The organism is Vibrio sp. 1288 (assembly GCF_033344475.1).
On sequence record NZ_JAWPOX010000010.1, the window covers coordinates 60,637 to 75,629 of the forward strand.

Below are 14,993 nucleotides of genomic sequence, written 5' to 3' on the forward strand. Positions count from 1 at the left end.
GTAAAACTATGAAAAGAGCATTAATTCTTGCTGCCTCAGCAATGTTAACACTGCCAGCACAGGCGGTAACGGTACTGACGAGTATCAAACCTATTCAGTTGTTAGTAACAGAGCTTACTCAAGGAGTAACTTCACCAGACGTGCTATTGCAGTCTAACACATCACCCCATGACTATGCTTTGCGTCCATCGGATGTTAAAAAGGTCGCTTCGGCTGATTTGGTTATCTGGTACGGACATGATCTTGAACCGTTTCTAGAGAAAGTTGTTTCGGATAGATCGAATACTTTGACTATTAGTCAAATTCCAAATCTAGAATTGCGTGAATTTGATAGTGAGCACAACCATGACCATGATGGGCACGATCATGGCTCACATGATCCGCACTTTTGGCTAGGTGTAAGCCAAGCACAACAAGTGGCCAAGGCTGTTGTGAATCAACTTGTATCACTTGATCCGGAAAATGCAGCTCAATATCAAGCGAACCTCAAAAAGTTTGAACTCGAGCTAAAAGACACTGACCAACAGATAAAGCAGAAGCTGGCACCAGTAAAAAGCAAAGGTTACTTTGTATTCCATGATGCTTACGGTTATTTCGAAGATCGTTATGAACTAAATCAAATGGGGCATTTTACTGTGAGCCCAGAACGCAAGCCAGGAGCGAAGACCTTAATTCAAATTCGTCAAAAGCTAAGTGGTGGAGATGTGGCTTGTGTATTTTCTGAACCTCAGTTTACCCCGGCTGTCGTTCAGAGCGTAATGAGAGGCAGTGATGTCGCTAAAGGCGAGCTTGACCCGTTAGGGAGTACAATTGAAGCAAAACCTGGCAGTTACTTTACTTTTCTCAACAATATGGCGAATAGTTTTGAGCAATGCTTGAACAAAAAGTCAGATTAAGTGCTGTCGTAATGTAGGAGTAGTCTTTTTAACGTGATCCAGTAGTAAGAATTACAACCTTTGGTAAGGCGAGCCTTTTCTCAGAAAGTAATTGAGATATCATTACCAATAATTATCAGCTCAAAATAACCGTATAAATCCATGTTTTACAAACGATGAACGGTCACTTTCAGAGCACAAATTGATACAAAAGGTTTTCGTCTTGCTACGCCAATTAGCCCTTGCTCTGTTGGGCTTTATCTTATCCTACCAAGCATTTGCGCTTCATAATGCAAATGCAATCTTTTACCCTTTGCCAACTCAGGCAAAGGGTACTTTTATCGCGGCTAAAAAGTTGTTCTTGGGTGAAAAGGGCGGTTTGTGGATTCATGACGTACACGGGAGAGTCCTGTTTTACGATGGTCAAACTATATTGCCTAAATCAGGTAGCTTCCTACAAACGTCGGCCAAGCAGTTGGCTTATCATAAAGGTGCTTTTTGGACCTTTATTGAAAATGAGGTCTATCGAACTTATCCAAATCAGGAGCGACGTTTAGTCTTTAGTTTAAATCCAGGCTCACAAATAAGAAAAATAGGGTCTTCAAAGAACTATATTTGGGTGAGTGATGGCGCGCATTTCTATACCTACAATATCGACACTAGCGAGTTAAACTCTTTCTCTCTATTGCAGCTCTATCAACATAGTAATAATAGCTACGTTTACATTAATGATGCGGTGCTAGTTGAAACGAAGTGGGCACTAGCAACGACTTCCGGCTTCTATCTTTCTGAAGGTGATAAGTTTGACCATGTCGCTGCCTCAGGTCAAAACTACATTGAGAAAGTCTATTATTCACACACGCGAAGAGAAATTTTGATAGGTACATTGCGTGGCGCTTTAATTTTCAACATTTACCAGCCTGATAAAGAAGTGATTAGAATTGGCGGCTCACATGTTTTGACATTCGCAGAGACAAATCAAGAGTATTGGGTGGGGACAGAGCATGGCCTTTATTTGTACTCATTTTTTTCAGGTGAGGTCACCGAAGTCGCGCCTGCAAGCTTTCTTGAGTTAGAGTTAGATAACACGAAGATTTATTCGTTGTTGAGCGACAATATGGGAGGGATGTGGATTGCGACTAACCAAGGTATTCGTTATTACTCGCTATTTAGTAAAAAATTTGAACGAGTGACCTTTAGTAGTTATGACTCACACACCCTATCAGGACGAATTCGGCAAACTATTGAAGGTCCTGATGGTGCGCTTTGGTTTGCTGATGACCGAAAGATTTATCGTTCAGGAAAGAGTGGGATTAACCAAGTCTTAGAGTTGGAGTCGCAGATCAATGAATTTGCGTTTCAAAACGGCATGCTTTGGCTTGCAACCTCAAAAGGGCTGGAAATATTTGAGCTAAATGGTCTCAACAAGATTACATTTCCTTATTTACAGGTTATGGCTGGACATGCCGTAGAGCATGTGACCGTTGATGGTGATGACCGTCTTTGGGTATCAAGCGGATACCATCTTTACAATGTTGATACTGCTGCACAAAGCGTACGAAACTTTGGAAGTGAGTGGCTAGTAAGTCAGTATTTGCCTGCTAAGGTTACGCGCCTATATGATACTGAAGACGCCCTATTAATAGGCACCGATCATGGCGTATACCAATACAGTAATGACAACATCCAGTTTATCCGTTTTTCAGAAAAGTTTGGTGAATCATTAGACATGACCACGGCGGTTGATGGCAGCCAGTGGTTTGCTTCATCTTATGGTGTGTTTAAAACTGATACACGAAGCGATGAAAAACGTGTTGTTGAAATGAGTGAGCCCAACGCCAGACCTGCTTGCTTGATCAGAGACAGGCAAGGTGTATGGTTAGCTTCCTCTGTCGGTTTAAGCTATTACCACCTTTCGGGTGAGTTAGTGAAACATTACTCATCGTCATCAGGCTTAATGAACAATGAGTTCCTCCCTGGTATTTGTAGCGTTATACAGCAGACAGAAATTGGTGAGCGAGAGCTTGTTCTGGGGTCGAAGTACGGACTCGTAAAAGCAGAAGCATCCAAGCTGCTTGTATCTAATCCCCCAGAGTCTAAGTTTATTGTTAGCCAAGTAGTGCTTGAAAATGAAGTTCTGCAAGTTGGTAGTGCCGATCTGAATGGGCTCACACTGCCATATGGATCTTCGCTGAGTTTTTTATTCGGTGTGATGCCAAAACCAGACAGTCAAAATTTGTACTATCGATTGAACAACGATGACCCATGGCAAACGTTAGAGGGGGGCCAACTGACACTCGAGCACCTTAGTTCCGGTGAATATCACTTGCAGGTCAGTAATGAGTCTCAAGTTGCCACTGGAGTCGTTGGTTTAGAATCTCACTTTATCGTCCTTCATCCTTGGTATCTATCGCGATTTGCTATTTTAGGCTTTGTCGTAGCTAGTATTGCGGTCGTCGCATTACTTGTTTTCTGGCGCTCTCGCTACGTTGTACAGGCTAACCGTGATCTAGCAGCTCAAGTGACTCTCAAAACGAATCAGTTAAGACATCAAAGTAGAGTGTTGCTTACGAGCAACCAGCAATTACGTAAACAGATTCAAGTTAGAAACCTACTCGTAGACCATGTAGCTCTATCCATAAAATCAAGCGTCGACTTTATTGTGGCGAAACTACCTATGCCTCTGGATACTGCGACAGAGGATCATTGGGCTAAAACGAATTGGCAGTTAAATGAACTCAAAAGTGTTCCAAGTGATGTAAGTGGTGGGAGTCAGAACTACAACTTGAGTCAGATAACTCAGTCAGTGGTTGATGTATGGCAAGATGACTTTGCAAAAGCGGGTATTTTGGTAGAGCTAGAAGATGAGAGCAAGCAGAGCCGGGTTGCTCTGGAAAGTTTTAATCTTGATGTTATTTTCAATAGCATTTTTGCCAATATCATCAAGCGCTCTTTCCGAGGTCAAACGGTTAGAATTATGCTAGAAGAGGGACATGATATTGTGTCATTGAGCTTTCTTGATTACGGGACGCAATTACCTAATAAAGTCGCGACTGGGCTTCCATCTAACTTAAATCACTCTGAGTTGAGTATTGACCACCTTGCCCAACTAGTGACAACGAGTGGTGGTTATTTGGCTGTCTTCTCTTCTGATGCTCAAAACAAAGTCGAGATTACATGGCCATCTGCGAAGGAAAGGAGTTATCTGGATGAACCGCAGCAAGAACTCAATCCTGTAACTATTGCAGAAGATCAAGTCACACCAGAGAAAGAGTGGTTGCAAAAAGTCTATCAATTAGTGGCAGAGCATTACCATGATCCTGAATTTGGCACTGCGTCAGCCGCTAAAATGCTGTATATGTCTGAACGCTCTTTACAGAGACGTTTTAAATCTGCCTCGTCAAGAACGTTAAAAGACTATGTCACAGAGGTTCGTTTGGAAACGGCGTGTGAAAAGTTATTGGCGGGTGAGAAAATCAGTGAAGTCGCCTTTAACTGTGGCTTTAATGATCCATCTTACTTTAGCCAAAAGTTTAAGCTGCATTTTGGTTTGCCCCCTTCCAAGTTTGCTTTGACTCAAGAAAGCCAAGAAATTAACTAGAAAACCTTCATTATACGCTCCCTAATTAATAGTTAAGATGCTGGGGAGCTGCATACAGTGCTCTATTATTGCTGCAGTTGCTAACGCAGTAAGTTTCATTGTTTCTTCATCACATCTAGCCTACAAATCCATTCTCAACACGTAAGCACGATCACGTTCTATCTGTTAGTCGCGATGTTCATAGCAATAAGCATAAATGGCTTCAAGAGAATGATTTACTGATAGTTGCAACAAATAAATGACAGTTGTATTGCTGTATCAAAAGAGCGTTGTTCATTTGGGGGAGTGATGGCATGCGACATTCGTGAAAACGAAAACTGTGTTGAAAAGATGGATAAGGTAAAGAAGTTTTGAAAGAGGTGAAAAAAATATCGTGGTATAGCCGGGGGGACTATACCACGGGTGTCAAGGACACCTTCGCTTGCTGCCGGAGTGACATGTTGCCATGCCACCTCTGGAATTTATTAGAGAGGTTGCCCTCTCGATGGAGTAACTATACGAGAGGTTACTTATTTTTCTTATAAAAATAACGCCATGTTTATATGAGAAAAGCGACAACGTTTTGTTTTTTAATTAACCCACTGTTTTAATTTGCATTTTTTGTTTTCTATCTTGGTTTGTGACATTTTTGTTTCGTTAGGTGTCATTTTTAATTGTTAATTTTGACGTAAATAACGAGAGGAAATTTACGAAGTTAACGTTTGAAAGCGTGAAAACATTTACGGAATCTTTGATTTCACACAAGGATTGAAGGGGTATAGGGGAGTAATATTGGCAACCTAAACTTATTAAATAATAATATTTCTCATTAGCAATACTCTTAAGGGCCACTATGAAGTTATCAGAGATTAATCCTGGCGATACGGTGACGATTCGGTTGTTAGATGGTCTTTCATCAGATATCAGAAAGAAACTCATGGTAATGGGGCTGCTTCCCAATACAGAAGTCAAAGTGATTCGACGTGCGCCAATGGGCGATCCTTTACAAGTCGAAGTCCGTGGTGTGTCTGTCGCATTGCGAGAAACAATTGCTCAGAAAATTGAAGTGGAGCGAGTGTAATGCAATATCAAGTGCTAACCGTAGGTAACCCTAATAGTGGTAAAACGACGCTATTTAATGGTTTAACTGGCGCAAAACAGCAAGTTGGTAACTGGGCAGGCGTCACGGTTGAAAAGAAAACGGGACAATTCAAGCATGCTGGGGATGAGTTTTTGCTCACTGACCTTCCGGGTATTTACTCATTAGACAGTGGTAATGATAGTAATAGTATTGATGAATCCATCGCATCGCGTGCGGTTCTAACTCATCCTGCTGATCTCATTATTAACGTGGTGGATGCTACAAGTTTAGAGCGCAGCTTATATATGACGCTGCAACTTCGCGAACTTGGTCGCCCTATGATTGTTGTCCTCAACAAGATGGATGCGCTAAAGCGTGAACGTCAGATGATTAACGTTGCAGAGCTTGAGAAAACGTTAGGTTGTCCGGTTGTCAGTTTATCTGCAACCAATAAAACTCAAGTGGCAGAGTTTAAAGAAAAGCTCCATAAATCCATCGTTCAAGGAGTGCCACTTAAAGAATTGTCTTTGCATTATGGTGAGAAGATGGAGTCGGCAATTCAAACGGTTTCCGCACTTTTTAACGACCAAACCGTCGCTCATCGTGCACTAGCGATTCGTGCGCTTGAAAAAGACACAATGGTGCTCAATAGTCTTTCTGATATTGATAGAAGCAAAGTCTTGGAAGTCATTACGACGTTAGATTTGGATATCGATTTGCATGTCGCGGATACTAAGTACACGCATCTGCATGAACAGTGTAAAAAAGTTCGCCGAAGCGAAGGCAAGTTAAGTCGTAGTGTGACTGAAAGACTCGACCAGTTTATTTTGAACAAGTGGATTGGAATTCCTTTCTTCTTTGTTGTTATGTACCTGATGTTTATGTTCTCGATTAACATCGGTAGTGCATTTATCGACTTTTTTGACATTGGTGTGGGCGCATTGTTGGTTGATGGTGGGCATCACTTGTTAGACGGTCATTTGCCTGTGTGGTTAGTGACGGTTCTTGCTGATGGTATCGGTGGTGGTATCCAGACGGTTGCAACCTTCATTCCGGTTATCGCGTGTTTGTACCTGTTCCTAGCGGTACTTGAGAGCTCAGGTTACATGGCTCGTGCAGCATTCGTACTAGATAAAGTGATGCAGAAGATCGGCCTACCGGGCAAAGCATTTGTACCGTTGGTTCTTGGTTTTGGCTGTAACGTTCCGTCAATCATGGCAACTCGTACTCTAGACCAAGAACGTGAGCGTAAACTGGCTGCATCTATGGCGCCATTTATGTCATGTGGTGCTCGTCTGCCTGTATACGCGCTATTCGCTGCGGCATTCTTCCCAGGTTCTGGCCAGAACATTGTATTCGCACTTTACCTACTTGGTATTGTGGCAGCGATCTTCACAGGTCTTTTCCTTAAGCACACGCTTTACCCAGGTAGCAGCGATAGCCTAGTGATGGAAATGCCAGATTACGAGCTTCCGACGCTACAAAACGTGGTGATCAAAACTTGGCAAAAGCTAAAGCGCTTTGTACTTGGTGCAGGTAAAACCATCGTTATCGTTGTTGCTATTCTGAGTTTCTTCAACTCATTGGGTACTGATGGCAGTTTTGGTAATGAAGACAGCGAAAACTCGGTGCTTTCTAAAGCTGCGCAAGTTGTAACTCCAGTATTCGCGCCAATCGGTGTTCAAGAAGATAACTGGCCAGCGACGGTAGGTATCATTACTGGTATCTTCGCAAAAGAGGCGGTAGTTGGTACGCTTAACAGTCTATACACGACGCCAAGTGACGGTGAAGACGCAGAATTTGATCTAATGGGCAGCCTAGAAGAGGCAGTAATGAGTATCCCTGAAAACTTAGCCGGTTTGAGCTACTCAGATCCACTAGGTATTGAAGTGGGTGACTTAACTGACTCAAATGCCGTTGCCGAAGAACAAGAAGTCGATGCTTCTATCTTCGGTAACATTAAATCGCAGTTTGCTTCTGGCAATGCCGCATTTGCTTACCTAATCTTTATCCTACTGTACACTCCTTGTGTGGCGGCGATGGGTGCTTACGTACGTGAGTTTGGTCATAAGTTCGCACGCTTTATCGCGGTTTGGACAATGGGCTTGGCTTACCTATGTGCGACGTTCTACAACCAATTGACGCATTTCGCAGATAGCCCAGTAACAAGTGGTATTTGGATGGCTGTGATCGTAGCTATCTTCTTTGGCACATACCGTGTGTTCAAACAAGTTGGTAAGAAACAAAACGGTGCATTAGAGGCGCAAGTAGCATGATTTTAAAAGAGCTTTATCAATACATTGCAGACAAAGGAACCGTCTCCCAGTCAGATCTGGCTAAACAGTTTGGGATGAGTGAAGATGGCGCCGACGCGATGTTAAACGTGTGGATTAAGAAGGGCAAAATTAGCCGCCTAGTCGACACTAATAAAGCTCATGACGTGACTCGTGTTCGCTACTCAGTGACTAAACAAGATGGTTTGTCTCTGACAGTCACCATGTAGCGACTATCAAAATTAGTCACCTAAAAATTATCACGTAAAAACGACAAAGCCGCATCAGCAATGATGCGGCTTTTATTTTGCTGGTTATTGTTTGTGAATACAGCGAAATTAATGTTCTTCAGAGTGTTTAGTCGCGCCTAACTCTAGGAACTTTAAACCAAGACTTAAAACTAAAATCGAAATAGGTAATGTTAAGATCGTCCAATCTAAGCTGTCGAAGTTAATCAGCACGAGCTCTAAGAACTTCACAAACAAGATCACGATGATGACTTCAGCCAAAATGTTTTTTAGATGGCCGATGTTTGGGGTTCTGATCCAATGCAAAACCGACTGCTCTTGTGTTTTCGCTTTAGCTTTGTTGGAAATAAATAGTGTGTAGATGCCGTGAGCAAAGATGAACAAAACTAGTGCGACAAGAAACGTATCCAGTGACTTGATCAAATAAGCGATCGCGATGTCTGCTTTATCTAAATGTGCGAGTGCTTCTGGAGGTGTTTGATTGAGAATGAAGACCGCAAATGCCGAATAGGTTTTTGCTGCACCCATAAGAAAAAGCAAGAATGAAGCAGCCATAGAACAGATAATGGCGATCCAGCTGACGTATCGGAATGTGTTGAAGACTTGTTTCATGATGACCCTCTCTAACTGAGCTGGTAGTCTAAACAAGTTTTATTTTAGTGATAATCCCAGAAAAATGAGAAAGATTGTTACAAATACGTATTAATCTTTCTCTGTCTATTTCAGCCGTATTCAAAGGCGAATTATTTTCGCTAGCAGTGCTTATGCTTTTTGGAAAATAGAACTCAGTGACAGCACATTTTTAATGCGACCAAGCAATTCGTTTTGCTCTTCTTCTGTACGGAATTCACCTTTGGTGTTACCCCAAACCGGTCCCGGCCATGCTACGTCATCTTTGAAGCGAGCAATATGGTGAATGTGCAGCTGTGGCACCATATTACCTAGCGCACCAAGGTTTAGCTTGTCTGGACGGAATGTTGCTTCCAGTGCTTGGCTTACCGCTTGAGACTCTAGCAAAAACTGTTGCTGTTCTTGCATTGGCAAGTGGTGAAGCTCTTTTAGGTTTGCACGTTTAGGGACCAAGATAACCCATGGCACGGCGTTATCTTTATGCAGAAGCGCCACACACAGTGGGAAGTGGCCGATAACGGTGGTGTCTTTTGCCAGTTGAGGGTGCAGTTCAAAACTCATTATGTTGTCCGATTTGAATTGAATGACATCAGTATACGCCAGATAAAACAAAAGGTTGACGCTTTCACGTCAACCTTTGTCATCATTTAGCTTGTGCTACTTAAGCTACCTACGTAAAAGCGGATTACATACGCTCTAGAGTATCAATACCTAGTAGAGACAGACCTTGCTTGATGGTCTTCGCTGTTAGCGCAGCTAGTTTCAGACGGCTTTGTTTCACAGCTTCGTCTTCAGCAACTAGGATAGGGCACGCTTCGTAGAAACTAGAGAACTGACCTGCTAGTTCGAATAGGTAGCTACACATGATGTGCGGTTGGCCTTCGCGAGCGACAGATTGAACCGCTTCTTCGAACTGCATAAGTTTAGCAATAAGTGCTTTCTCTTTCTCATCAGTGATTTTGATGTCGCCTTGGAGAGCGTCCATAGCAACACCAGCTTTAGCGAAAATAGAAGCTACGCGAGTGTATGCATATTGCATGTATGGTGCTGTGTTACCTTCAAACGCTAACATGTTGTCCCAATCGAACACGTAGTCAGTCGTACGGTGTTTAGATAAGTCAGAGTATTTAACCGCTGCCATTGCAACTGTTTTAGAGATCTTCTCTTTTTCTTCCGCATCTAGCTCAGGGTTTTTAGATTCGATCAGTTGTGCTGCACGAACTTCTGCTTCATCTAGAAGGTCGGCAAGGCGAACGGTACCACCCGCACGAGTCTTGAATGGCTTACCATCTTTACCAAGCATCATGCCGAACGCGTGGTGCTCAAGAGATACTGACTCAGGTACGTAGCCTGCTTTACGAACAATTGTCCAAGCTTGCATTAGGTGCTGGTGTTGACGTGAGTCGATGAAGTAAAGCACACGGTCTGCGCTTAGCTCTTCATAACGATATTTTGCACATGCGATGTCTGTTGTTGTGTATAGGAAACCGCCATCGCGTTTTTGAACGATAACGCCCATTGGTTCGCCATCTTTGTTCTTGTATTCATCTAGGAATACAACTTGCGCGCCATCATCTTCAACGGCAAGACCTTGTTCTTTTAGGTCTGCAACGATCTTAGGAAGCATGTCGTTGTACATGCTCTCGCCCATCACGTCGTCACGAGTCAGTGACACGTTTAGACGGTCGTAGTTGCGCTGGTTTTGGATCATGGTTACATCAACGAGTTTTTTCCACATTTCTGCACAGTACTCGTCACCGCTTTGCAGTTTTACCACGTAGTTTCGCGCCTTTACTGCGAACTCTTCATCTTCATCGTACAGCTTTTTCGATTCGCGGTAGAAGCCTTCAAGGTCCGCAAGTTCCATAGAAACTTCGCCAGACTCTTGTTGTACACGCTCAAGGTTTGCGATAAGCATACCGAACTGAGTACCCCAGTCGCCGATGTGGTTCGCACGGATCACTTTGTGACCTAGGAACTCAAGAGTACGTACTACCGCATCACCGATGATGGTTGAACGTAGGTGACCAACGTGCATTTCTTTAGCAACGTTTGGTGCAGAGTAGTCGGCAACGATAGTTTGAGCTTCGTCTGCTGCAACGCCAAGACGTGAGTCAGCCAGTGCTGCTTCCGCTTGTTTTGCTAGGAACTCTTCGCTTAGGAAAATGTTGATGAAACCAGGACCAGCGATTTCTGTCTTGCTTGCAATACCATCTAGGTCTAGAACATCCAGTACTTTCTGTGCAAATTCTCGTGGGTTAGTACCCAGTTTTTTAGCAACGCCCATTACGCCGTTTGCTTGGTAGTCACCAAATTGTGGCTTTGCTGATTGGCGTACTGCCGCAGGACTGCCTGCAGGTGCGCCAGCGGCTTCTAGAGCCTGAGATACTTTGTCATTAATAAGTGCTTGGATATTCACACGCGTTTCCTTCAATTCAAGGACGAAGAACTCGGCGAAGTAAGTGCCGAGTTCTGTTGGAGTTCACAAAAATGGGGCTAATGATAACAACTTTATTGCTTTTCATACAGAGAGGAATTGGGGAAATTTATACTTTTTCGATTGAATGGAAATGTGGTTTGGTTTGAGTTTACTATTGCGCTCAGAGTAATGAGATAAATCGCCCCAAAAGAGAGCCACAATGACGACTCAACTAGTTGAAAAACGCCTAGCGCCTAAATTGATGATCCAAGATCTGGATGCATTTATGGCGAAGATTGAAGAGCTTGCATCCCTGTTAAAACTGGATCTGAGCTTTGCTCAAGCTGACCATATTGCGCTGCGAATTAATGATACTGAAACAGCAAAAGCCGCGCATGAAGCATGGAATCAATACGGTAAGGTGATTTCACAAGCGAAAATCAACGGTCGCCCAATCATCGTTATCGAATTCGATAAAGCGTTGGAAAGTCGTGGCTGGAAGATTGAGTGTCTGGAACTGCCATACCCTGCGGAAGGCAAAATCTACTCAACTGAAAGCTGGGAACATGTGGAGTTTGTTATTCCGTCTCATGCCGAAACTGCAGACGAGTTTCTTGCTGATTTGAAACACACTTACCCAGCGTTTGGGGCGCGTTTTAATGAGTTGGAAGAGCTGGGTGTGAAGATCAAACTGTCGAGCCCGAAAGGGGATGGCGAACGCTTGAACAACCCAACGGTGGCGTTTAAGTACCAAGACATTTGTATCAAACTGCACCCGCATTCACTTAAGCGTATTGTGGAGTCTGAGCAGGCTGAATAAGCAAGTTTTGAACGACTAGAAAGAAGAAAGGTTTGCAAATGAGCAACCCTTTCTTTCATTCAAAAGCGATGAACTTAAAGGATCACTGTCTTATTCCCATAAACAAAGACGTGGTCATTGATCACTTTATTCAAAGCCTTACTCAATACGTTCTTCTCTACATCGCGTCCCGCTTGCGCCATATCTTGGGCATTGAATGTATGGTCGACAGGAATTACGTCTTGCTTGATGATCGGCCCTTCATCTAAATCATTAGTCACGAAGTGTGCTGTTGCACCGATGATTTTCACACCGCGATCGTAAGCTTGTTGATATGGCTTCGCGCCAATAAAAGCAGGTAAGAAGCTGTGATGAATATTAATGATTTTGTGGTGATATTTCTCAACAAACGTCGGCGTTAATACGCGCATGTATTTAGCTAGCACCAAAAAGTCAGCATCGTATTGATCGATCACTTCTAGCATCTTCTGCTCGTGTTCTTCACGGCTAAGGTTTTCATGGGTCACATGGTGGTAAGAAATGTCGAAGCGTTCAGTGAGAGTTTGCAGTTTGTCGTAATTCCCCACCACAGCGGCGATCTCAACATCTAGGCTTCCATCGTAGGTTTTCATCAGAATATCGCCTAAACAATGCGCTTCTTTTGTGACGAGAATGACGATGCGCTTACGGCGAGAGCCAACCAATTTACGCTTAGCACCTTGCGGGAGAGCTTGGTCTAAGTCGGCAAGAAACGTTTGATCGTTGAAGTATCCCTCTAGCTCCGTTCTCATGAAAAAGTGGCCACTGGTATTATCAACAAATTCGTTATTGTGAACGATGTTGAGTTGGTGCTTGTAACAGATATTAGTAATTTTCGAGATGAGACCCGGGGCGTCAGAACAGTGGGTCAACAGTGTTTTCTTTTCCATAAATCAGGTACTTCCATGCATTAATATTTTAGCGTACGAATTTGTTATTATTCCCTGGCGGGTGTAACTGTACTGCCATGTTTCACCATAAATAATCTATTCTTACGTTGGTTTCAACAAAATATCCTTGTGTCGCCGCAAGCTGGTCAGATTGTGGGCTGATGTCACTCCTATTCCTCTGATATACTCTCGATAATTTTTCAAACTCAATACCAAGCATGATCGCAAAAACTTTTTCCTCTGATGGCGCGTTAGGTAAGGCCATTCCTGGCTTTCAAGCTCGTCAGCCACAAATCGATATGGCGGAAGCCGTCAGCAGTGCGATCAAAGATCAAACCCAGTTGGTGGTGGAGGCAGGAACCGGAACCGGTAAGACCTTCGCATACCTAGTCCCTGCGCTGTTGAGCGGTAAAAAAGTGATTATCAGTACAGGCTCGAAAAACTTGCAAGAGCAGTTGTACCATCGGGACTTACCGCTCATGGTCAATGCGCTTGGTTTTTATGGTCAAGTGGCATTATTAAAAGGGCGTTCTAATTATCTGTGTTTGGATCGTTTGAGCCGCCAAATGGTCGAAAGCCACACTAATGAATCTGACCCGACGTTATTAACTCAACTGGTTAAAGTGCGTGCTTGGTCATCAGAAACCAAAACAGGTGACCTTGGTGATTGTGATGATCTGCCAGAAGACAGCATGATCATTCCGACCATCACCTCAACCAATGATAACTGTTTAGGTAAAGAGTGTCCGAGCTACACCGATTGCTTTGTATTGAAAGCGCGTAAGCGAGCCATGGATTCCGACATTGTTGTAGTGAACCATCACTTGTTTCTTGCTGATTTAGCGATCAAAGAAACAGGATTCGGTGAACTGATTCCAGAAGCCGATGTGTTTGTTTTTGATGAAGCTCATCAGTTGCCAGATATTGCGAGCGAATATTTCGGCCAGTCAGTTTCAAGCCGCCAAATTCACGATCTTGCCAAAGACATTGAAATAGCCTACCGCACCGAAGCCAAAGATATGCGTCAATTGCAAAAAGTGGGCGACAAACTCATGCAAAGCGCAATGGACATGCGGATTGTATTAGGTGAGCCAGGCTTTCGTGGCAACTGGCGTGAGGCGTTGCAATCAGGTTCTATTAAGCGAGAATTATTGCGCTTAACTGACAGCCTCGAATTGGCGATTGATGTACTCAAAATAGCTTTAGGGCGCAGTCAATTACTGGATACCGCTTTTGAACGAGCCAATTTGATCAAAGGCCGCATCGACCGCGTCTGTGATGTCGATATTACCGGTTACTCATACTGGTACGATACCTCGCCTCGTCATTTCGCTCTGCACATTACGCCTCTTTCTGTCGCGGACAAGTTCCATGAGCAAATAGAGATTAAACAAGGCGCGTGGATTTTCACGTCAGCAACCCTAGCTGTATCGGGCGACTTCAAGCACTTTACTGAGCGCCTTGGCCTCAAGCCTACAAAGCAATTTTCTCTGCCGTCCCCCTTTGATTATCAAAAACAAGCGCGCCTTTGTGTGCCAAGGTATTTGCCAGAGCCAAACAGTAACGGCTTAGCGGATAAGTTAGTCCGAATGCTTGCTCCGGTGATTGAAGAAAATGATGGTCGCTGCTTCTTTTTATGTACCTCGCACAGCATGATGCGTGAACTAGGTGAGAAGTTCCGAGAAGTACTTGAGCTGCCTGTGTTAATGCAAGGGGAGATGAGTAAGCAGAAAACCTTGGCGGAGTTTATGGAACTGGGTAACGCTTTACTCGTGGCGACGGGCGCTTTCTGGGAAGGGATTGATGTTAGAGGTGATGCGCTGAGCTGTGTTATTATCGACAAATTACCGTTTACCGCCCCTGACGATCCGTTACTCAAAGCCCGTATCGAGGATTGTCGATTACGTGGCGGTGAACCATTTGCTGAAGTACAAATCCCGGATGCAGTGATTACGTTAAAGCAGGGAGTCGGGCGATTAATTCGAGATCAGAAGGATCACGGTGCGTTGATCATTTGTGATAATCGCCTTGTCACGCGAGACTATGGTGGTATTTTCCTCGGAAGTCTACCACCTATCCCAAGGACGCGAGACTTAGATGGAATCAAAGCATTCCTGAAAGCAGAACAATCTGTCACAGACGCAAGTGCTGAGGCATAA

11 protein-coding genes are annotated in these 14,993 nt (G+C 43.7%); 7 read left to right on the top strand and 4 right to left on the bottom strand.

What is annotated here, in order from left to right:
- Positions 1-8 precede the first annotated feature (8 nt).
- From znuA to R8O11_RS09660, 5 genes are all read left to right on the top strand, one after another.
- Positions 9-896: a zinc ABC transporter substrate-binding protein ZnuA gene (gene znuA, locus R8O11_RS09640; protein ID WP_176310841.1), complete on the top strand. Its 888-nt coding sequence runs from the start codon at positions 9-11 to the stop codon at positions 894-896.
- Positions 897-1,098: 202 nt separating this feature from the next.
- The gene (locus R8O11_RS09645; protein ID WP_318194100.1) at positions 1,099-4,476 is read left to right on the top strand and encodes a helix-turn-helix domain-containing protein; all 3,378 of its coding nucleotides are present in this window, start codon (positions 1,099-1,101) and stop codon (positions 4,474-4,476) included.
- Between the two features lie 832 nt (positions 4,477-5,308).
- Positions 5,309-5,536 (top strand): FeoA family protein, encoded by a 228-nt coding sequence (locus R8O11_RS09650; protein ID WP_005382190.1) that lies wholly within the window; start codon positions 5,309-5,311, stop codon positions 5,534-5,536.
- A complete protein-coding gene (feoB, locus tag R8O11_RS09655; RefSeq protein ID WP_033906911.1) occupies positions 5,536-7,812 on the top strand; it encodes a Fe(2+) transporter permease subunit FeoB in 2,277 nt (758 codons plus the stop codon). The genes R8O11_RS09650 and feoB overlap by 1 nt, the downstream gene beginning before the upstream one ends.
- Entirely contained in the window at positions 7,809-8,039 is a 231-nt protein-coding gene (locus R8O11_RS09660) for a FeoC-like transcriptional regulator (protein WP_005382192.1), read from the top strand. Before feoB ends, R8O11_RS09660 begins: the two co-directional genes overlap by 4 nt.
- Positions 8,040-8,147: 108 nt before the next feature.
- Here R8O11_RS09660 and R8O11_RS09665 read toward each other — a convergent pair whose 3' ends face one another.
- From R8O11_RS09665 to argS, 3 genes are all read right to left on the bottom strand, one after another.
- Positions 8,148-8,669 carry a YqhA family protein gene (locus R8O11_RS09665; RefSeq protein WP_005382193.1) on the bottom strand — a complete coding sequence of 174 codons (522 nt, stop codon included), beginning with the start codon at positions 8,667-8,669 and terminating at the stop codon, positions 8,148-8,150.
- Between the two features lie 150 nt (positions 8,670-8,819).
- Entirely contained in the window at positions 8,820-9,248 is a 429-nt protein-coding gene (locus R8O11_RS09670) for an HIT family protein (RefSeq protein ID WP_005382194.1), read from the bottom strand.
- Positions 9,249-9,372: 124 nt separating this feature from the next.
- On the bottom strand, positions 9,373-11,106 hold the full coding sequence (gene argS / locus R8O11_RS09675; protein WP_025517318.1) for an arginine--tRNA ligase: 1,734 nt from the start codon (positions 11,104-11,106) through the stop codon (positions 9,373-9,375).
- Between the two features lie 220 nt (positions 11,107-11,326).
- Here argS and R8O11_RS09680 point away from each other — a divergent pair, with 220 nt between their 5' ends.
- Positions 11,327-11,926 carry a VOC family protein gene (locus R8O11_RS09680; RefSeq protein WP_017634806.1) on the top strand — a complete coding sequence of 200 codons (600 nt, stop codon included), beginning with the start codon at positions 11,327-11,329 and terminating at the stop codon, positions 11,924-11,926.
- A gap of 74 nt (positions 11,927-12,000) precedes the next feature.
- On the opposite strand, the gene purU is transcribed toward R8O11_RS09680, so the two are convergent.
- A complete protein-coding gene (purU, locus tag R8O11_RS09685) occupies positions 12,001-12,834 on the bottom strand; it encodes a formyltetrahydrofolate deformylase (protein ID WP_318194101.1) in 834 nt (277 codons plus the stop codon).
- Positions 12,835-13,052: 218 nt separating this feature from the next.
- Between purU and R8O11_RS09690 the strand changes: the two genes are divergently transcribed.
- Positions 13,053-14,993: an ATP-dependent DNA helicase gene (locus tag R8O11_RS09690; protein ID WP_053303287.1), complete on the top strand. Its 1,941-nt coding sequence runs from the start codon at positions 13,053-13,055 to the stop codon at positions 14,991-14,993.

Coding starts and splice junctions, on each gene's coding strand:
- znuA (WP_176310841.1), top strand. CDS start 9: ATGAAAAGAGCATTAATTCTTGCTGCCTCAGCAATGTTAACACTGCCA.
- R8O11_RS09650 (WP_005382190.1), top strand. CDS start 5,309: ATGAAGTTATCAGAGATTAATCCTGGCGATACGGTGACGATTCGGTTG.
- feoB (WP_033906911.1), top strand. CDS start 5,536: ATGCAATATCAAGTGCTAACCGTAGGTAACCCTAATAGTGGTAAAACG.
- R8O11_RS09660 (WP_005382192.1), top strand. CDS start 7,809: ATGATTTTAAAAGAGCTTTATCAATACATTGCAGACAAAGGAACCGTC.
- R8O11_RS09665 (WP_005382193.1), bottom strand. CDS start 8,669: ATGAAACAAGTCTTCAACACATTCCGATACGTCAGCTGGATCGCCATT.
- R8O11_RS09670 (WP_005382194.1), bottom strand. CDS start 9,248: ATGAGTTTTGAACTGCACCCTCAACTGGCAAAAGACACCACCGTTATC.
- R8O11_RS09680 (WP_017634806.1), top strand. CDS start 11,327: ATGACGACTCAACTAGTTGAAAAACGCCTAGCGCCTAAATTGATGATC.
- purU (WP_318194101.1), bottom strand. CDS start 12,834: ATGGAAAAGAAAACACTGTTGACCCACTGTTCTGACGCCCCGGGTCTC.
- R8O11_RS09690 (WP_053303287.1), top strand. CDS start 13,053: ATGATCGCAAAAACTTTTTCCTCTGATGGCGCGTTAGGTAAGGCCATT.